Raw genomic sequence first — 19,130 nt, 5'->3', positions numbered from 1 at the left:
CGTTGAAAAGACTTTTAATATTAGAAGATGGCACAGTATTTGAAGGGGAAGGCTTCGGCGCTGAAGCAAATGTGGTCGGCGAAGTGGTTTTCACCACAAGTATGACCGGTTATCAAGAAACGATTACGGACCAAAGCTTCAATGGACAGATCATTACCTTCACCTATCCAATGGTTGGAAATTATGGCGTGAACCGCGATGATTATGAATCCATCGCCCCCACCTGTAAAGGCGTGATCGTAAAAGAACACGCCCGCTTAGCTAGCAACTGGCGCAACCAAATGACGCTAGACGAATTTTTGAAGCGCAAAGGGATTCCCGGAATTTCAGGAATTGATACCCGCGCATTAACGAAAAAATTACGCAGCGTTGGAACCATGAAAGGCAGTATTGTTGATCCAGCCGATCAGTTTGAACATTCGTTTGATCAACTAAAAGCAACGGTCTTACCAACGAACCAAGTTGCACAAGTTTCGACAGTTACTCCTTACCCAAGCCCAGGCGTAGGCCGTAATGTGGTCGTGATCGACTTCGGTCTAAAACACAGTATTCTGCGAGAATTATCACGTCGCGAATGTAATTTGACTGTGATGCCTTATAACACAGATGCTCAAACGATTTTAGACCTTTGCCCAGATGGTGTGATGTTGACCAATGGTCCTGGAGATCCCAAAGATGTGCCAGAGGCAATCGAAATGATTCAGCAAATTCAAGGAAAAGTGCCGATCTTCGGGATTTGTCTTGGACACCAGCTGTTCTCATTAGCTAACGGAGCGGATACTTATAAAATGAAATTTGGACACCGTGGATTGAATCATCCGGTGCGGGAAATCGCTACAGGTCGCATCGATTTTACTTCACAAAATCATGGATTTGCAGTGGATGAAAAAACAATTGATCCAGAAAAATTAATGGTTACCCACGTAGAAGTCAATGACGGCACGGTTGAAGGAGTTCGTCACCGGAATTACCCAGCCTTCAGCGTTCAGTATCACCCAGACGCTGCGCCGGGACCACACGACGGGGTTCATTTATTTGATGAGTTTATGGAAATGATGGATGCATGGAAGGAGCAAGCATAAATGCCAAAACGTACAGATATTAAAAAGATCATGGTGATCGGTTCTGGACCTATCGTGATCGGACAAGCCGCGGAATTTGATTACGCCGGCACACAAGCTTGCTTAGCGCTAAAAGAAGAAGGCTATGAAGTTGTTCTGGTGAATTCAAACCCAGCAACGATCATGACCGACAAAGAAATCGCGGACAGTGTTTATATCGAACCAATCACGCTCGAATTTGTTTCTCGTATCCTGCGTAAAGAATTGCCAGATGCAATCCTGCCAACATTAGGCGGGCAAACTGGCTTGAACATGGCAATGGAATTAGCAGATTCAGGTATTTTAGATGAGTTAAAAATTGAATTGCTGGGAACAAAATTATCAGCGATCGATCAAGCGGAAGACCGCGACTTGTTTAAGCAATTGATGGAAGAGTTGAACCAACCAATTCCTGAATCCGAGATCGTGAATACCGTTGAAGAAGCGGTTGCCTTTGCCAATACCATCGGTTATCCGATCATCGTTCGTCCGGCCTTTACACTTGGTGGAACCGGTGGCGGGATGTGTGACAACGAAGAAGAGCTTCGGACTGTCGCTGAAAACGGCTTGAAGCTTTCGCCAGCTACTCAATGTTTGATTGAAAAATCAATTGCCGGCTTCAAGGAAATCGAATATGAAGTGATGCGGGATTCTGCTGATAATGCCATCGTGGTTTGTAACATGGAAAACTTTGACCCTGTTGGTATTCATACCGGCGATTCGATCGTCTTCGCACCAAGCCAAACATTATCTGACTACGAATATCAAATGCTGCGGGATGCGTCATTATCGATCATCCGCGCCTTGAAAATCGAAGGCGGCTGTAATGTACAGCTGGCTCTTGACCCACATAGCTTCAACTACTATGTAATCGAAGTAAATCCGCGAGTTTCTCGCTCATCCGCTCTAGCAAGTAAAGCAACGGGTTATCCAATTGCGAAGCTGGCAGCAAAAATCGCGGTAGGCCTGACGCTGGATGAAATGAAAAATCCAGTAACAGAAACGACGTATGCAGAATTTGAACCGGCGCTAGATTATGTCGTTGCCAAAATTCCGCGTTGGCCCTTTGATAAATTCGAAAGTGGCGAACGTGTCTTAGGCACACAAATGAAGGCCACTGGTGAAGTCATGGCAATCGGCCGGAACATCGAAGAATCATTATTGAAGGCCGTGCGTTCATTAGAAATCGGAACCTATCACGCGGAATTACCAGAACTAAGCGAGGTTACCGATGATGAATTAACTGAAAAAATGGTCAAGGCACAAGATGATCGCTTATTCTATCTAACTGAAGCGATTCGTCGCGGGTATTCAATCGAAGAAATCAATGAGTTGACCAAAGTCGATCTCTTCTTCCTAGATAAGCTGCTTCATATCGTTGAACTAGAAACAGCTTTAGCTCAAAACAAAAAAGATGTTGAGCTATTGAAGAAAGCCAAACAAAATGGGTTTGCCGATGTAAAAATCGCACAACTTTGGGATATGACAGCAAATGAAGTGCGGGAATTCCGAACTGCCGAAAGAATCGTTCCAGTCTATAAAATGGTAGATACTTGTGCGGCAGAATTTGAATCCCAAACGCCTTATTTTTACAGCACTTACGAATTTGAAAATGAAAGTGTTCGTTCTGACAAAGAATCTGTCCTAGTTCTTGGTTCAGGTCCGATCCGGATCGGACAGGGAGTGGAGTTTGACTACGCAACTGTTCACTCGGTAAAAGCGATTCAAGCAGCTGGTTATGAAGCGATCATTATGAACAGCAATCCAGAAACTGTTTCGACTGATTTCTCCATCTCAGATAAGCTCTACTTCGAGCCGTTAACCCTTGAAGATGTGATGAACGTAATCGAGTTAGAACAACCGATCGGGGTCATCGTTCAATTCGGTGGACAAACTGCGATTAATCTTGCTGAGCCTTTAGTTAACAATGGGGTTAAAATTTTAGGAACAACCATCGAAGACTTAGACCGCGCGGAAGACCGTGATCAGTTCGAACAGGTGCTGAAAAGTCTATCAATTCCGCAACCGCCAGGTGATACAGCAACGAGCGCCGAAGAAGCAGTCAAGATCGCTGAAAGAATCGGGTATCCAGTCTTGGTTCGTCCAAGCTATGTCTTAGGCGGACGGGCGATGGAAATCGTTGAAAACCAATCCGATTTGGAAGACTATATGGCCCACGCGGTTAAAGCCTCTCCAGAACATCCTGTTTTAGTGGACAGCTATTTGGTTGGTAAAGAGTGTGAAGTAGATGCCATCTGTGACGGTGAAACCGTCTTGATTCCAGGAATTATGGAACATATCGAACGCGCAGGGGTACACTCAGGTGACTCAATGGCGGTCTATCCGCCACAAACCTTCTCCGATGAGTTGAAGGCAACGATTGAAGATTACACACGCCGGTTAGCATTAGGCATGAACTGCATCGGCATGATGAACATTCAGTTTGTCATCCATAACGATGAAGTCTTTGTCATCGAGGTCAATCCTCGTGCGAGTCGTACAGTGCCATTCTTGAGTAAAATCACGAATATCCCGATGGCGCAGATCGCAACAAAAGCAATCTTGGGCCAAAGCTTGAAGGAGCTTGGCTATGAAGATGGCCTTTATCCTGAAAGCGACATGGTTCACGTCAAAGCACCGGTCTTCAGCTTCACGAAGCTGCAAAAGGTCGATACTTACTTAGGACCTGAAATGAAATCGACGGGTGAAGTCATGGGAACTGATCGTAATTTGGCAAAAGCTCTATATAAAGCCTTCGCAGCGTCTGGCTTGCATTTACCAGATTTCGGCGCAGTCCTATTCACGGTAGCTGATGAAAATAAGGATGAAGCACTAGATTTGGCAAAACGCTTCAAGGCTGTCGGCTACAGTTTAGTTGCGACAGAAGGAACAGCCAATTTCTTAGAAGAAAACGGCTTGAGTGCGGAACGAATCGCGAAAATCTCTGAATCAGATGATCACAATGTGATTGAGCTGATTCGCACGGGCAAAGCGCAAGTGGTCATCAATACGACTGATAAAAATCGCCAAAACTCATCCGAAGACGGCTTTATCATTCGCCGCGAAGCAGTTGAGCACGGTGTGCCATTGTTCACATCCTTAGACACAGCGGATGCCATCTTAAGAGTCATGGAATCACGTGCATTTTCAATCCAAGAAATTTAATTCATCCAGAGTGGAGCATGCTTCACTCTGGCGATTTATAGGGAGGCCGTTATGAAGCAGGAAATGATGACGATTGTTCGTCAACAAGAGTTAGCACCGAGAATCTATGAGCTGGTTTTAACCGGAGAATTAGTCAAAGAAATGACGATGCCGGGACAGTTCTTGCATATTCGCGTACCAAGAAGTGATTTATTATTGCGCCGTCCCATTAGTATTAATCAATACGATCAATCCGCAGGCACCTGCACGATCATTTATCGTGTCGAAGGTGATGGGACCAGCTATTTTTCTGAAATGTCCGCTGGCGAACAGCTGGATGTGATGGGACCTTTAGGCCATGGCTTTGAGATCGACAGCTTGAATGCCGGAGACACTGCCTTTATCGTGGGTGGTGGGATCGGAGTTCCCCCTTTATACCAGCTTTCAAAAGAACTTAAGGCAAAAGGGGTAAAGGGCATCCATTTCTTAGGCTTTGGGACACAGGAAGTGGTTTATTATGCAGATGAATTCCAAGCATTAGGTGAGACGCAATTTTCAACAGATGATGGAACGTTCGGTATCCAAGGCAATGTCGGTAATTTATTGCTGGCAGAAGAACGCCAACCAGACGCGGTCTTTGCTTGCGGCAATAACGGTCTTTTAAAAACAGTCGAACAATTGTACAGTGAAGTCGCCAATGTGCAGCTTTCATTAGAATCCCGCATGGCTTGCGGGATGGGCGCCTGCTATGCATGCGTCTGTCATGTACCTGAGGATGAAAACAAGAGTGTCAAAGTATGTGAAGACGGGCCCGTTTTCCAAGCAGGGGAGGTCATCTTTTAATGAGTATTGCAGTGAAGTTACCCGGATTAGACCTGAAGAATCCGATTATGCCGGCAAGCGGATGCTTCGGATTTGGCAAGGAGTATGCGGATTACTATGATTTGAATCAATTAGGCGCCATCATGATCAAGGCGACTACACCAAAAGAACGCTTTGGAAATGCAACTCCGCGCGTAGCGGAAACACCAAGCGGGATGCTAAACGCGATCGGTCTGCAAAATCCTGGCATGGACGTCGTGCTAGAAGAGATCCTACCAAGTTTAGAAAAGTATCAAGAACTGCCAATCATCGCCAATGTGGCAGGTGCTTGCGAAGAAGACTATGTTGAAGTCTGCGCTAAAATCGGTGACGCACAAAATGTCAAAGCCATCGAACTAAATATTTCATGCCCCAATGTAAAACACGGCGGAATCGCTTTTGGGACCGATCCAGAGGTTGCTTATCGATTAACGAAGGCAGTTAAAGAAGTTGCCACTGTTCCCGTCTACGTCAAATTAAGTCCCAACGTGACTGATATCGTACCGATCGCTAAAGCCATTGAAAAAGGTGGAGCGGATGGTTTCACCATGATCAATACCTTACTTGGCATGCGGATCGACTTAAAAACGCGCCAACCAATCTTAGCAAATAGAACCGGCGGCTTATCCGGTCCAGCCATCAAACCAGTCGCAATCCGGCTGATCAACCAGGTGGCTGCCATTAGCGAACTGCCGATTATCGGCATGGGCGGCGTGCAAACCGTTGATGATGTCTTAGAAATGTTTATGGCGGGTGCTAGTGCAGTGGCAGTCGGAACAGCAAACTTTACTGATCCATACATTTGTCCAAAATTGATTGAAGAACTGCCGATCCGTATGGCAGAGCTTGGGATCGAATCTTTGGAGCAGCTAAGACAAGAGATTAGAGGAGGGTTCTAATGGAAAATCGACCGATTATTGCTTTTGACTTCGCTTCAAAACAGGAAATTGAAACCTTTTTAAACCATTTTCCCATCAGTGAAAAACTATTCGTGAAAATCGGGATGGAACTTTTTTATCAAGAAGGACCAGCAATCGTTAATTTTCTACGTAGTCAAGGACATGATATTTTCCTTGATTTGAAGCTTCACGACATTCCTAATACCGTACAAAAAGCAATGCGGGGGATCGCAAAGATGGGCGTGAAAATCACGAATGTCCATGCAGCCGGCGGTGTGGAAATGATGCAAGCGGCGAAGCAAGGTCTGACTGAAGGAACAAAAGAGGATCGAACAATTCCTGAATTAATCGCTGTTACCCAATTAACCTCTACCAGCGAAGAACAAATGCATGAGGATCAGCTAATCGAGGTCAGTCTGCAAGAAAGCGTGTTGCATTATGCAAAATGTGCAGAAAAAGCTGGATTAGAGGGCGTTGTTTGTTCAGCCCATGAAGTAGAAAAAATCCATCAAGCAACAAACGATAATTTTATCTGCTTAACACCGGGAATTCGTCCGCAAGGGGCTAGCGTTGGCGACCAAAAACGCGTAATGACACCGGCTAAAGCTCGTGAAATTGGCTCAAATTATATCGTAGTTGGAAGACCCATCACGCAAGCTGAAAATCCTTATGAAAGTTACTTACAAATCAAAAAAGAATGGAACGGTGAAGCATAAATGATCGCAGAACAAATTGCCAAAGACCTATTATCAATCGAAGCAGTTTCTTTAAGTCCCGACGAGCCTTTTACTTGGGCAAGCGGACTCAAATCACCTATTTACTGTGATAACCGTGTAACCATGAGCTATCCAGAAGTACGCCGTGCAATCGCGCAAGGCCTAGCAGCGAAAATCAAGGAAAAATTCCCCAATGTAGAAGTCATTGCAGGAACAGCAACGGCAGGTATCCCGCATGCTGCTTGGGTAGCAGAAATCCTAGATTTACCAATGGTTTACATCCGCAGTAAGGCCAAAGATCACGGTCGCGGCAACCAAATCGAAGGCCGGATAACTGAAGGACAGAAGATGGTTGTGATTGAAGACTTAATCTCTACTGGTGGCAGTGTGCTAGAAGCTGCTGTTGCGGCAAAACGCGAAGGTGCAGATGTATTAGGAGTTGCAGCAATCTTCACCTATGAGCTAGCTAAGGGTAAGAAGAATTTCGAAGAGGCTAACACACCTTTGGCTACCTTAACCAACTACTCAACCTTGATTGAAAGTGCCTTACAAGAAAATTACATCAATCAGGAGCAGCTTGAGCTGTTAAAAAAATGGCGGAAAGATCCTGAGAACTGGTTGAGTTAATCAAATACAAAATTCGTTATTTAATGAATTTTGTATAGCCGATTATTTGTATTTAGTATATAATGTCGATAAGTTCTTGAAAGCACTTTACAACGTGGTGAAGTGTTCACTTAAAATCCAATTCGGTTAGAAAATCAAATAAATTAAATCATGGACGATTTAATTAAGTAAGCAAAGAGGCTTAGTAATCAACGAACCTGTTGATACTAAGTCTCTTTTTGTCTTTTTTAGAAAGGGATGGGAGCATGAGTAAGAGCTATTTCATACTAAGTGAGGAAAAGGAGCCACAGCTATTTCATTTGATGAGGGATTATTCTCTAGCAGTCGGTATTTGTTTTTTTATTGCTGATATCAACGGGGATCGACAATCAGTGATTACTGGAAGTCATTGCCTTTGTGAAAAGATTAAATCTACTGCTAAAGAAAAAGCAGCCTGTGAAAATTGCCAAATGCATCAGATGATTCGTCCTATAAAAAATGGGAGCATAAATAAATATCTATGTCATGCAGGTTTTACCCATGTTCCGCTGCCAGTTTATATCAACAATATTTTAGTCGGATATATCATTATTGGACGATTGGCAGAGATACAGAACCGTTCTTTGCTTGAAAAAAATCAGACTAGTATGCTTTCTGATCAATTGAATACGGAAACCTATTTTTCAGCAGAAAGATTGGAAAAAGTTGTTGACTTGTTTGTAAACCTTGCTCAAAGTACCTTAACCACATCGAACCCTAAACGAAAAATCGATGTTGGACAGTTAAGAGACGCCAATGAAATGATCGAGACGTTTCCTAAAAAAACAGAAATTATCAATGCAGTAAAGTATATCGAAAAAAATCTTCATCGAAAAATTTGTCTAGAAGAGGTCGCAAACAAGGTGTATCTAAGTCAGTACTATTTCAGCAAGCTTTTTAAAAAGGAACTAGGGATGAATTTTGTAACCTATTTAAAATACCAACGAGTAATCAAAGCCAAAGAGTTTCTCCGTCATTCAAACTTGAGCATCGATGACATTGCCCGACGTGTCGGCTTTTCACAAACAAGCTATTTCTGCAAGAGTTTTAGGGACATCACTTCAAAATCTCCATCTAGCTTTCGTAAAGAAATAAATATCGAAAAATATCTACCGTTGGAACGAACGATGACTGTTTAACAGCTTACAAAAGGAGAGATGAATATGCGAATCTATACAAAGACAGGCGATAAGGGTATGACAAGGTTAGTTGGGGGCGCTCAGGTCGCAAAGGATTCTGATCGGGTGGAAAGCTATGGAACAATCGATGAATTAAATTCATGGATCGGTTACATTATTTCAGAAACGCAAGACAAACAAATCACAGAGGAGCTGCAAGAAATTCAGCAAATGCTTTTTGATCTTGGAACAGATTTAGCAACGCCAGAAAGCGCCAGCACGGAAGGTCGTCTGTATTCTGGAAGTTCTGTCTGGCTGGAGGAACGAATTGATCGCTATACCGATGAAGCTCCGGAAATTGAACGTTTCATTCTACCTGGTGGAACAACAATTGCAAGTATGCTACATGTCGCCAGAACGATCACCCGAAGAGCAGAGCGATCCATAGTTACTTTAAGCTGGACAGCTACTTTAAATAATGAAATCGTCATTTTTATTAACCGTTTGTCTGATTATTTTTATGCATTGGCTAGAGTCATCAATGCGCGGGAGAAGCAAGAAGATATCTTTTACGAGAGAGGTGAAAAAGTTTTCCATAAGATTAAAAGTACGGACTTATAGATTGTATTCGCTTACGAACTATGCTATTTTATCTGTAGGTCGATAATAGTTATTTTATGAAAAAGATAAATGGAAACCAGTGAAATTCTGGTACGGTGCCGCCACTGTGAGGAGCAGAACTTGCTTTTAAGTCAGATCTTTTTACTTTTTCATTAACGGGCATGCTGTTTCGTTGCAAAGCAGGATGTTTTCTTTACAAACCCTTGTTAAGATAAAAGATCCAGCCCAACCAAAATAAGATAACTATGTTTGCCATTTTATTGTACATTGCTGTACAGTAATGGGGGATGGGCTGGTCTTTCAAAGCGGAAAGAGATTACAGGTACAAGGATGTACTGCTGACTCCCTTTTGTTGAGATTTTACAATTAAATAACCAGTCTTTACAAGGTGGTAATGATGCAGAGCAATGACGCTCCAGACAATGAATGATTGTTTGGAGTGTCTTTTTTATTTAAGGAGGAATAGTATGCAAAAAATTCATTTTAAGACAACGATCTGGCTGGGCTCAGAGGTCCTTGAAGGGCTTAAGGAGCTAAAAAGTAAACGAATTTTTTTAGTAGCAGATCCCTTTTTGATCGAAAATGGCGAGATTAATGACATCGTTCGCCACATTGATCAAAACGACTATTTAATATTTAGTGATATCGTCCCAGATCCGCCAGTTGAAAAGATTGTCAGTGGAGTGAAGCAAATCGTTGATTTTCAAGCAGACATTATACTGGTCATTGGCGGAGGATCAGCAATTGATGCAGCAAAAGCAATGAAATATTTCACCAATCGAATCTTAACCAATAAGATCGATCAATTAATTGCTATCCCTACGACAAGCGGAACGGGGTCAGAGGTAACAAATTTTTCAATCATCACGATTCCTGAAAGAGGAACGAAATTTCCTCTAGTTACTGATGAAATTCAGCCGGATATCGCCATTTTAGATACGAACTTAGTCATGGGAGTCCCACCTGCAATCACTGCGGATACAGGAATGGATGTCTTAACTCATATCCTCGAATCCTATGTCTCGATCAAGGCCACTGTTTTATCCGATGCTTATTGTGAAAAAGCCATCAAACTTGTTTTTGCTTATTTGGAAAGGGCCTACCAAAATGGCGAGGATCGACAGGCAAGAGAAATGATGCATCTTGCATCTTGTTTGGCTGGTATCGCCTTTAATCAAACATCATTAGGAATCAATCACGGGATTGCTCACGCCGCGGGGGCTCGCTTACACATTCCTCATGGTCGAATCAACGGGATTTTATTACCTAGTGTAATTCAGTTCAATGCGGATTTAAATGAGGTAGGACATCTCCAAAATAAGGCAGCAGTGAAATATTTAAAACTAGCTAAATGCTTAGGTGCATCAACAAATAATCCGCGTATGGGTGTGAACACGCTGATTCGTCAAATTATTCAGTTGCGGAACAGCTTGAAAATGCCAGCAACACTCTCAGAATTTGGCATTAACAAGAGAGAAGTTGAACAAGCAATACCAGCAATTTCTGAAGCTGCAATAAATGATGCCTGTACAAAAACAAATCCTGTTGTGCCGTCTATCCAAGACATCGAAACGATCATTCAAGAGATTTTATAAAAGCATTGACAGCCCTTTCAAACTACCCTATAATCGAACTAGCACAACGAGGTGCTCCCAAAATTTAAGAGCAATGACGCTCCTTGATAGAAAACAGACATTTTGTTATTGTTTTTTATTTGGGAGCTTTTTATGTCTACTTTATTTGCTTTTTATCTCCTATGAGGAGCACTTGTTGAAGTACAATAAGAATTTTCGCGTACTTTTTAATGAGGTTTGTTAGATCGATCACTAGAGATTATTTTTACTACAAAATAAAGTAGGCGGATTCTTGAAAAAGTGTAAGGATGTGAAGGGATGAATGGAAGAGTTGTAATAGTCGATGATGAGCCAATTACAAGATTTGATATTCGCGATATTTTACAAGGAGCGGGCTACGAAGTCGTTGGCGAAGCAGCAGATGGTTTTGAGGTCATAGAGATTTGTAAAAAAACGCGCCCAGATGTTGTTCTAATGGATATTCAAATGCCCGTTTTGGATGGACTAAAAGCAGGAAAGAAAATTATTCAGGACAATACAGCCAGTAGCATTGTGTTCCTATCAGCCTACAGTGATGTAGAAAATACGACAAAAGCAAAGAACCTTGGTGCAATCGGCTATCTGGTAAAACCCTTAGATGAAAAATCATTGATCCCAACGTTGGAAATGAGTATTGCTCGTGGTAAGGAAACTCAAGATTTAATCAAGCAGGTTGAAAAATTAAAGACAAAACTAGATGAAAGAAAAATCATTGAAAAAGCAAAAGGCATTTTGAGTAAAGAAAATGGCTTATCCGAAGCCGAGGCCTACCAAACGATTCGTAAGTTAAGCATGGACAAGCGTTGTCCAATGAGTGAAATTGCTGAATTGATCGTGATAAACGATGAGTAATGCTGGAATGATCCAACTTTGTCAGGAGTATACCTCACTTTCCCCTGACGACATAGAAGCATTGCTTCATTCAGCTCAGCAAGTTGAAAAAAATCCTCATTACGAAGACATCGATGTGTTCATCGATGTTTATAACGAAATGAAAAAGGAAGCGTTGGTGATTTATCACAAGCGTCCAAAGACCAAAGAATCCTTATACAAACGCGATATTGTCGGCGAAGATGCACTGTTAAAAAATGAACCGGGAGCATTAAGAACCTTAGAAACGGGTCTAAATTCGGTGAAGCTCATGGCCGTTAGCCAGGAAAATATTTTGATTCAGCAATCGGTTTTTCCAATCAAAAATAACGGAAAGACGATCGGCGTGATCATTCTGGAAAAAGGTGTGACCGAAGACGATAAAAAAGAAAGCAATGAGCGACTTTCCGATAAGCTTCCGTCATCAGAGACTCTAAGTCACTTAGACCAATCCTTTGTCAATCAACTGCCCGAGGCAATCCTCGTTTATGATAAGTATGGATTTTTGATCTCTAGCAATAAAGAAGCGAAAAACCTATATCGTAGATTGGGCTACAAAGACCGAATCAAGAATATGCATTATGACAATTTAACTCTTGATTATACGACCTTTGACTACATCATGTATCAAATCGGTCGACAAGATTCCAATCAACCGATTGAAAACGAAACAGCTTATCTGAGCTATTATTTTATCATTAAGAAGATCTGGGTGGAAAAAGGTGGAAAATTACTAGTCATTATCCAAGATAATACCGATGTCAAAAGCAAAGAGGCAGAGATCATTTCCAAATCGGTTGTTATCAGAGAAATCCATCATCGTGTAAAGAATAATTTACAGTCGATCGTCTCTTTATTAAGGATTCAAGAAAGAAGAACTAGCAGTTCAGAAGCCAAAAAAATTCTTCGGGAGAGCGTTTCAAGGATTATGGCCATTGCGGCTTCTCACGAATTACTTTCTAAGCAGGTTGAAGATCAAGTTTCGCTGTATCAAACCCTGGAGGCAGTTGTTTTCAATTTCCGCCATATCATCCAAAGTTCGTCAGAGCGAGAAATTGATTTGACTTTAGACATCGACCAAGAGATTCAGGTTCTAAGTGATGAAATGGTCACCATCTCTTTGATCGTGAATGAATTGCTGCAAAATGTATTCGATCATGCTTTTGAACCAAATCAATCGGGGCAAGTAACAATTACTGGAATAAAGGAGAAGAGTTTAATCTCCATCACAGTCGAGGATAATGGGAAAGGCTTCGATCCAAAGGCGGATCACGGCGACAGTCTCGGCCTAATGATCATCACAAGCTATGTAAAGGATAAATTAAAAGGCAAGATAAAAATTGAATCGGGGAGAAACGGTACAAAAGTCTGTTTCACCTTTGAAAATGACAACATTGACGTTGTTTAAAAATTAAGCAAAGACGCTTAAGAAAGTGGAAAGAAATTTTCTCTTTTTTAAGCGTCTTTTTTATGTTTTGACAGGAGGGTAGGTTTTGGGAAAAGAAAAAATGTTAACCGTTGGCATCGACTTAGGAACATCAACTACGCAGCTAGTCTTGTCGGAGCTGACAATCGAAAATTACGCATCTGCCTTCTCAGTTCCCAGAATTACGATTTCTGAGAAGAAAGTCATTTATCGTAGTGAGATTATTTTTACACCTCTGATGAATCAAAAGGAAATCGATGATGAACCCATCAAACGATTCGTGACCGAACAATATAAACAGGCCGAAATCGAAAAAGGCGATATTCAAATGGGTGCTGTAATTATTACAGGTGAGACGGCGAGGAAGACAAATGCTAGTAAAGTGTTGAAGGCACTCAGCGGTTACGCCGGGGACTTCGTAGTAGCCACTGCTGGACCGGATTTGGAAAGCATTATTGCAGGAAAAGGGGCAGGAACGGAGAAGTTATCGAAGCAGTACAAAGGAACCATTGTCAACTTAGATATTGGTGGAGGAACCACAAATTTAGCAGCCTTTAGAGACGGAGATACGTTAGATACAGCTTGCTTTGATATTGGCGGTCGCTTAATCAAAATAGATTCAAAAACACAGACCATCCAATATATCTCACCAAAGCTCAAACAAATTATCAAAGAACAAAAGCTTTTGATAGAAGAGGGGAAAGCAGCGGAAAAGCAAGAGCTCCAAAAGATTGTTGCAGAGTTAGTAACCGTTCTTGAAAACAGCGTGGGAATAGGAGAAAAAAGTGTCTATTATGATTTGCTGATGACCAACCATGGATTAAAGCTGGATTACGATCTTACCTCTCTAACATTTTCAGGCGGAGTCGCAGATTGTCTTGAAAGTCAGGAAAAGGATTGCTTCAAATACGGAGATATCGGTTTATTACTAGGCCAGCAATTAAAAGAATCCAGATTATTTTCAGAGCTGGAGGTCCTGCCTTCCGAAGAAACGATTCGAGCAACGGTCGTCGGAGCTGGTTCTCATACTGCTGAGGTGAGCGGAAGTACCATTTCTTATACAGAAAAGTTATTGCCATTAAAAAATTTACCGATTCTGAAGCTTTCAAAAAAGGATGAGACACAAGATACAGAACAAATGGCGTTTCAAATTAAGGAAAAGCTGAATTGGCATCGGTTGGAAGACGATTTGTCGCAAATCGTTCTAGCTATTGAAGGGAAAAAAAACCCCAGTTTTATCGACATTCAAAGATACGCAGCCGGAATTGTTAAAGGACTGAAACCATTGATTGATGAAAAATCCCCCTTGATTGTACTTGTCAAAGAAGATATGGCTAAAGCTTTAGGGCATAGTCTCTTTGCCCAGCTGCCAAGGAATTATCCCTTTGTCTGTCTGGATTCAATCTTAGTTGAAAACGGCGATTATATTGATATTGGAAAACCAGTGGCTGGCGGAGCCGTTCTGCCAGTGATTGTTAAAACACTAGTATTTAATTAAAAGGAGTGAAATAGAAATGATTTTGAAAACCATGCTTTTTGGTAAGACTTATCAGTTTCGAAGCGTCAAGGAAGTTCTCGCCAAAGCCAATGAAGAAAAATCCGGCGATAAGCTGGCAGGAGTAGCGGCTGAGAGCTCCGAGGAACGAATTGCCGCTAAAGTAGTCCTTGCGCAATTAACTTTAGAGGATTTATTTAATCATCCAGTAGTTGATTACGATGAAGATGAGGTAACGAGAATTATCGTTGATCAAGTCAATCTTAAGATTTTTGATTCAATTAAACACTGGACCATGGAGGAGCTTAGGGAATGGATTCTGTCTGACAAGACAGGCGATTTTGAGATTAAACGAATATCCAGAGGCTTGACAGCTGAAATGATAGCAGCGGTTTGTAAATTAATGTCGAATATGGATTTGATTGTTGGTGCTAAGAAGATCAAAATCCAAAAGACTGCGAATACCACCATCGGAAAAACAGGAACATTTTCCGCTCGTCTGCAACCGAATCATCCTACTGATAATGTGGATGGAATCATGGCATCGGTCATGGAAGGTTTGTCATACGGTGTTGGTGATGCCGTTATCGGTCTAAATCCCGTAGATGATTCAACTGAAAGTGTCGTGCGAATCCTAAATAAGTTTGAAGAATTCAGAAGCGAATGGGACATTCCGACACAGACCTGTGTGCTCGCCCATGTAACGACGCAAATGGAGGCGATTCGCCAAGGGGCTCCAACAGGACTAGTCTTCCAATCAATTGCTGGTTCAGAAAAGGGCAACACGGCCTTTGGAATCAGCGGCGGTTTAATTCAAGAGGCACGAGATTTAGTTTTACAACAGGGACAAGCGGTAGGGCCAAACGTGATGTATTTTGAAACAGGACAAGGTTCTGAACTTTCCTCAGAAGCTAATTTCGGAGCAGATCAGGTTACGATGGAAGCTCGCTGTTACGGTTTTGCTAAAAAATATGACCCTTTTATTGTTAACACCGTTGTAGGCTTTATTGGGCCAGAGTATCTTTATGACTCCAAACAGGTTATTCGAGCCGGTCTTGAAGATCACTTTATGGGGAAACTAACGGGCATCTCAATGGGCTGTGATGTCTGCTACACCAACCACATGAAAGCCGATCAGAATGACATGGAAAATCTTACCGTCCTACTGGCTGCAGCAGGCTGTACGTATATCATGGGCATTCCCCATGGTGATGATGTCATGCTGAATTACCAAACCACCGGCTTCCATGAAACAGCGACGATACGTGAAATGTTCAATTTAAGACCAATCAAGGAGTTTGAAGAATGGTTGGAAAAAATGGGCATTATAGAAAATGGCAAGCTGACTCAACGAGCTGGCGATGCCTCATTATTTCTTAAATAAGAGAGGGTGAAGAAAATGAACGAACAAGATATCAAGAAAATGGTGGAATCAATTTTAACCGATTTAGTGGATCAGCAAGGCAATACGGCAGTAGCAACTAAAAATGTTATAGAAGCAGCCAATGATAAAGTATCCGAAAACGTCGATGAGAACTGTAGTATCGCGGACATTACGGAAGTCGATTTAAGAAAACAACTGTTAGTGACTGAACCAAATGATGCGGATGGCTATTTGAAAATGAAATCCTTTACGCCGGCACGCATCGGCGTCGGTCGTGCGGGACAACGTTATATGACTCAATCCGTCTTGCGCTTTCGAGCAGATCATGCTGCCGCACAAGATGCAGTGTTTTCAGATGTTTCAGAGGAATTAATTAAAGAGTTGAACTTAATTCCAACTCAAACCATTTGCCAAAGTAAAGATGAGTATTTAACCAGACCAGATTATGGTCGAGTTTTCGATGAAACCAACTGTGAAATAATCAAAGACAAGTGCCAAAAAGGTGCTAAATTACAAATTGTCGTTGGTGATGGACTTAGCTCAGCGGCAATAGAAGCAAATGTTAGAGAAATTCTCCCGTCTATTAAACAAGGCTTGAAAATGTATGATCTGGATTTTGACCAAGTACTATTTGTTAAATACTGCCGAGTTCCTGCGATGGATAAAATTGCGGAATTAACCGATGCAGAAGTAGTTTGCTTGCTGGTTGGAGAGCGGCCAGGTTTGGTAACTGCGGAATCCATGAGTGCCTATATCGCTTATCGTCCGACAGTTGGAATGCCAGAAGCGCGCCGAACAGTGATTTCCAATATTCATAAAGGCGGGACTCCTGCTGTTGAAGCGGGAGCTTATATTGTCGAGCTGATCCATAAAATGTTGCAGAAAAAGAAATCAGGAATTGATTTGAAGGAAGCGGAATAGCCGAAGGAGGGAAAAAAATGAGAAATGATCGTTTAGGAGCAACCGTCCTAAGTGTAAAAATGATCGCCAATGCTGATGAGGACTTGGCAAAACAGTTTGACCTGCCAAAAGGAATGAAATCATTTGGTATCATTACTTCTGATTGCGATGATGTGACTTATGTCGCACTGGATGAAGCCACGAAGGCAGCCGAGGTCGAAGTTGTTTATGCTAAAAGTATGTACGGAGGAGCTGGAAATGCTTCAACAAAATTAGCGGGTGAAGTGATCGGGATCTTAGCTGGTCCCAGTCCAGCAGAAGTGAGCAGTGGCTTAGCCATCGCTATTCAAGTCATCGAAAATGAGGCAAGCTTTATCAGTGCCAATGATGATGATAGCATTCCTTACTTTGCTCATGTGATTTCACGTTCTGGCCGTTTTCTATCCAAAGAAGCCAATGTCACTGAAGGAGAAGCGATCGCTTACTTGATCGCGCCGCCACTAGAAGCGATGCTAGGTTTAGACGCAGCTCTTAAAGCAGCTGATGTAAAAATGGGCGTCTTTTATGGACCACCGTCAGAAACCAATTTCGGCGGCGCCTTGTTATCTGGTACGCAATCAGCTTGTAAAGCAGCCTGCAACGCCTTCGCCCAAACCGTTCAAAATGTAGCAGCCGATCCCAAGGATTATTAAGGATGTGATACAAGATGACAGCACTAGGAATGATTGAAGTCCGTGGATATTTAGGAGCAGTTAGTGTTGCCGATACAGCACTCAAGGCGGCCAATGTAACGTTGAATAACGCGGAAGTCATTCGAGGCGGTATAACGACCATTCAATTAACTGGCGATGTAGCGGCGGTAAATGCAGCGGTAGAGGCGGCGACACAAATGGCAAAAACTTTAAATTGCCTTCTGTCTAGTCATGTAATTGCTCGTTTAGATGAGCAAACCAAGGCTTTGATGAGGCAACCAGAACAAACAACTTCTCATGAGATTAGTGAAGAAATACCAGAAGAAACAACTCATCAAGAAATGAATGAGGAAGAAACTACTGAAGCAACCACTATAGAAGAAAAGATTCCCGACCGGCCTATTATCCGCGAAAATGCTGAAGATAAAGGATTGAAGAAAAAATTATCAGATAAAAAAGTTACCGAGTTGCGAACGATCGCCTATAAAATGAATCTTCGATCACTGACCAAAAAGGAAATAAAATTTGCAACAAAAGAAAGCTTAATCAAGGCTATTTTAATTGAATCCGAGGGGAGTGAAAGTGATTGGGATTAATCGACAAAGATTTACAATCGATTCAAGAAGTTAGAAATTTGATCCACGAAGCCAAAAAAGCACAAAAAATACTAGCGGGCTTGTCACAGCAACAAATTGCTCGTATCTGTCAGGCTATTTCTGAAGAAACCTATAACCAACGGGAAAAACTAGCGAAAATGGCTAATCAGGAAACTGGTTTTGGCATTTGGCAGGATAAAGTGATCAAAAATAGCTTTGCCTCAAAATCAGTTTATGAATATATCAAGGATCTGAGAACGGTTGGCGTGATTAAAGAAGATGTGGAAAACAGAATCACAGAAATAGCTGTACCAGTAGGCGTGATTGCCGGTTTGATTCCTTCAACCAACCCTACATCAACCGTGATCTATAAAGCACTGATTGCTCTTAAGGCAGCCAATAGTATTATTTTTTCACCACATCCTAATGCGTTAGGCTGCATCATAGAGACAGTTAAAATCATCCAAACAGTTTTAGAAAACGAAGGTGTTCCGAAAGCCTGTGTATCCGCCATGACCATGCCTACCATGGAAGGAACCCATGAACTTATGGTCAATAAAGACACAAATTTGATTCTGGCAACCGGTGGGAACGCCATGGTGAAAGCGGCCTATTCTTCTGGCACACCAGCAATTGGGGTTGGGCCTGGAAATGGACCAGCCTATATCGAACGCAGCGCTGATATCAAGCTAGCAGTCAAGCGAATTATGGATTCAAAAACCTTCGACAACGGAACAATTTGTGCGTCTGAACAGTCGATTATTGTGGAGAGGGCCAATGAAAAAGAGGTTCGAGCTGAATTAGTCCAACAGGGAGCACATTTTCTATCTGAGGAAGAAGCGGCAAAGCTAGCCAAATTTATTCTACGACCAAATGGAACAATGAATCCGCAAATAGTCGGAAAATCTGTTCAGCATATCGCTGAGCTTTCAGGTTTGACTATTCCGAAGAGCTGCCGCTTAATCGTAGCCAACGAAAAACATGTCGGACCAAAATATCCATACTCTAGAGAAAAATTAGCACCGATCATCGCTTTTTACACCGTTGAAA

General features: G+C 42.1%; 17 protein-coding genes and 1 riboswitch. All 17 genes read left to right on the top strand.

Annotation, left to right across the window (positions count from 1 at the left end; all coding sequences use genetic code 11):
- Positions 1–2: 2 nt before the first annotated feature.
- Entirely contained in the window at positions 3–1,082 is a 1,080-nt protein-coding gene (locus E6139_RS15345) for a carbamoyl phosphate synthase small subunit (RefSeq protein WP_016180209.1), read from the top strand.
- On the top strand, positions 1,083–4,265 hold the full coding sequence (gene carB / locus E6139_RS15340) for a carbamoyl-phosphate synthase large subunit (protein WP_316404012.1): 3,183 nt from the start codon (positions 1,083–1,085) through the stop codon (positions 4,263–4,265).
- Positions 4,266–4,298: 33 nt separating this feature from the next.
- A complete protein-coding gene (locus E6139_RS15335; protein ID WP_410470546.1) occupies positions 4,299–5,087 on the top strand; it encodes a dihydroorotate dehydrogenase electron transfer subunit in 789 nt (262 codons plus the stop codon).
- On the top strand, positions 5,087–6,004 hold the full coding sequence (locus E6139_RS15330; RefSeq protein WP_316404010.1) for a dihydroorotate dehydrogenase: 918 nt from the start codon (positions 5,087–5,089) through the stop codon (positions 6,002–6,004). Before E6139_RS15335 ends, E6139_RS15330 begins: the two co-directional genes overlap by 1 nt.
- Positions 6,004–6,720, top strand: a complete 717-nt coding sequence (gene pyrF / locus E6139_RS15325) for an orotidine-5'-phosphate decarboxylase (protein WP_316404008.1) — start codon at positions 6,004–6,006, stop codon at positions 6,718–6,720. The genes E6139_RS15330 and pyrF overlap by 1 nt, the downstream gene beginning before the upstream one ends.
- A complete protein-coding gene (gene pyrE, locus E6139_RS15320; RefSeq protein ID WP_316404007.1) occupies positions 6,721–7,347 on the top strand; it encodes an orotate phosphoribosyltransferase in 627 nt (208 codons plus the stop codon). It abuts the gene before it with no gap.
- A 245-nt stretch (positions 7,348–7,592) separates the two neighbouring features.
- Positions 7,593–8,504: a helix-turn-helix domain-containing protein gene (locus tag E6139_RS15315; protein WP_316404005.1), complete on the top strand. Its 912-nt coding sequence runs from the start codon at positions 7,593–7,595 to the stop codon at positions 8,502–8,504.
- Between the two features lie 24 nt (positions 8,505–8,528).
- Complete coding sequence (locus tag E6139_RS15310; RefSeq protein ID WP_216407335.1) at positions 8,529–9,104, top strand: cob(I)yrinic acid a,c-diamide adenosyltransferase; 576 nt, start codon at positions 8,529–8,531, stop codon at positions 9,102–9,104.
- Positions 9,105–9,147: 43 nt separating this feature from the next.
- A riboswitch (adenosylcobalamin (AdoCbl) riboswitch) is annotated at positions 9,148–9,297 on the top strand.
- A 274-nt stretch (positions 9,298–9,571) separates the two neighbouring features.
- Positions 9,572–10,699 carry a 1-propanol dehydrogenase PduQ gene (locus E6139_RS15305; protein WP_316404002.1) on the top strand — a complete coding sequence of 376 codons (1,128 nt, stop codon included), beginning with the start codon at positions 9,572–9,574 and terminating at the stop codon, positions 10,697–10,699.
- Between the two features lie 297 nt (positions 10,700–10,996).
- Positions 10,997–11,569, top strand: a complete 573-nt coding sequence (locus E6139_RS15300; protein WP_016180218.1) for an ANTAR domain-containing response regulator — start codon at positions 10,997–10,999, stop codon at positions 11,567–11,569.
- Positions 11,562–12,995 (top strand): sensor histidine kinase, encoded by a 1,434-nt coding sequence (locus E6139_RS15295; protein ID WP_253295874.1) that lies wholly within the window; start codon positions 11,562–11,564, stop codon positions 12,993–12,995. The genes E6139_RS15300 and E6139_RS15295 overlap by 8 nt, the downstream gene beginning before the upstream one ends.
- 100 nt (positions 12,996–13,095) lie before the next feature.
- Entirely contained in the window at positions 13,096–14,511 is a 1,416-nt protein-coding gene (gene eutA, locus E6139_RS15290; RefSeq protein WP_316404101.1) for an ethanolamine ammonia-lyase reactivating factor EutA, read from the top strand.
- Between the two features lie 16 nt (positions 14,512–14,527).
- Positions 14,528–15,892 (top strand): ethanolamine ammonia-lyase subunit EutB, encoded by a 1,365-nt coding sequence (locus E6139_RS15285; RefSeq protein WP_316403999.1) that lies wholly within the window; start codon positions 14,528–14,530, stop codon positions 15,890–15,892.
- A gap of 15 nt (positions 15,893–15,907) precedes the next feature.
- Positions 15,908–16,813 (top strand): ethanolamine ammonia-lyase subunit EutC, encoded by a 906-nt coding sequence (gene eutC / locus E6139_RS15280; RefSeq protein WP_316403998.1) that lies wholly within the window; start codon positions 15,908–15,910, stop codon positions 16,811–16,813.
- Positions 16,814–16,830: 17 nt separating this feature from the next.
- Positions 16,831–17,484: an ethanolamine utilization microcompartment protein EutL gene (eutL, locus tag E6139_RS15275; RefSeq protein WP_316403997.1), complete on the top strand. Its 654-nt coding sequence runs from the start codon at positions 16,831–16,833 to the stop codon at positions 17,482–17,484.
- A 14-nt stretch (positions 17,485–17,498) separates the two neighbouring features.
- The gene (locus E6139_RS15270; protein WP_316403995.1) at positions 17,499–18,080 is read left to right on the top strand and encodes a BMC domain-containing protein; all 582 of its coding nucleotides are present in this window, start codon (positions 17,499–17,501) and stop codon (positions 18,078–18,080) included.
- The coding region (locus E6139_RS15265; RefSeq protein WP_316403994.1) for an aldehyde dehydrogenase family protein at positions 18,071–19,130 on the top strand (1,060 nt) is incomplete at its 3' end. The genes E6139_RS15270 and E6139_RS15265, both read left to right, overlap by 10 nt.

Source organism: Enterococcus sp. (assembly GCF_032555305.1).
Lineage (GTDB): Bacteria > Bacillota > Bacilli > Lactobacillales > Enterococcaceae > Enterococcus_A.
Note: the sequence above shows the minus strand (reverse complement) of the source record. Positions and strands in the feature narration are given on the sequence as shown.

Excerpts from the sequence above, each read along its gene's own strand:
- carB (WP_316404012.1), top strand. The coding sequence starts at position 1,083 with ATGCCAAAACGTACAGATATTAAAAAGATCATGGTGATCGGTTCTGGA.
- E6139_RS15330 (WP_316404010.1), top strand. The coding sequence starts at position 5,087 with ATGAGTATTGCAGTGAAGTTACCCGGATTAGACCTGAAGAATCCGATT.
- pyrF (WP_316404008.1), top strand. The coding sequence starts at position 6,004 with ATGGAAAATCGACCGATTATTGCTTTTGACTTCGCTTCAAAACAGGAA.
- pyrE (WP_316404007.1), top strand. The coding sequence starts at position 6,721 with ATGATCGCAGAACAAATTGCCAAAGACCTATTATCAATCGAAGCAGTT.
- E6139_RS15315 (WP_316404005.1), top strand. The coding sequence starts at position 7,593 with ATGAGTAAGAGCTATTTCATACTAAGTGAGGAAAAGGAGCCACAGCTA.
- E6139_RS15310 (WP_216407335.1), top strand. The coding sequence starts at position 8,529 with ATGCGAATCTATACAAAGACAGGCGATAAGGGTATGACAAGGTTAGTT.
- E6139_RS15305 (WP_316404002.1), top strand. The coding sequence starts at position 9,572 with ATGCAAAAAATTCATTTTAAGACAACGATCTGGCTGGGCTCAGAGGTC.
- E6139_RS15300 (WP_016180218.1), top strand. The coding sequence starts at position 10,997 with ATGAATGGAAGAGTTGTAATAGTCGATGATGAGCCAATTACAAGATTT.
- E6139_RS15295 (WP_253295874.1), top strand. The coding sequence starts at position 11,562 with ATGAGTAATGCTGGAATGATCCAACTTTGTCAGGAGTATACCTCACTT.
- eutA (WP_316404101.1), top strand. The coding sequence starts at position 13,096 with ATGTTAACCGTTGGCATCGACTTAGGAACATCAACTACGCAGCTAGTC.
- E6139_RS15285 (WP_316403999.1), top strand. The coding sequence starts at position 14,528 with ATGATTTTGAAAACCATGCTTTTTGGTAAGACTTATCAGTTTCGAAGC.
- eutC (WP_316403998.1), top strand. The coding sequence starts at position 15,908 with ATGAACGAACAAGATATCAAGAAAATGGTGGAATCAATTTTAACCGAT.
- eutL (WP_316403997.1), top strand. The coding sequence starts at position 16,831 with ATGAGAAATGATCGTTTAGGAGCAACCGTCCTAAGTGTAAAAATGATC.
- E6139_RS15270 (WP_316403995.1), top strand. The coding sequence starts at position 17,499 with ATGACAGCACTAGGAATGATTGAAGTCCGTGGATATTTAGGAGCAGTT.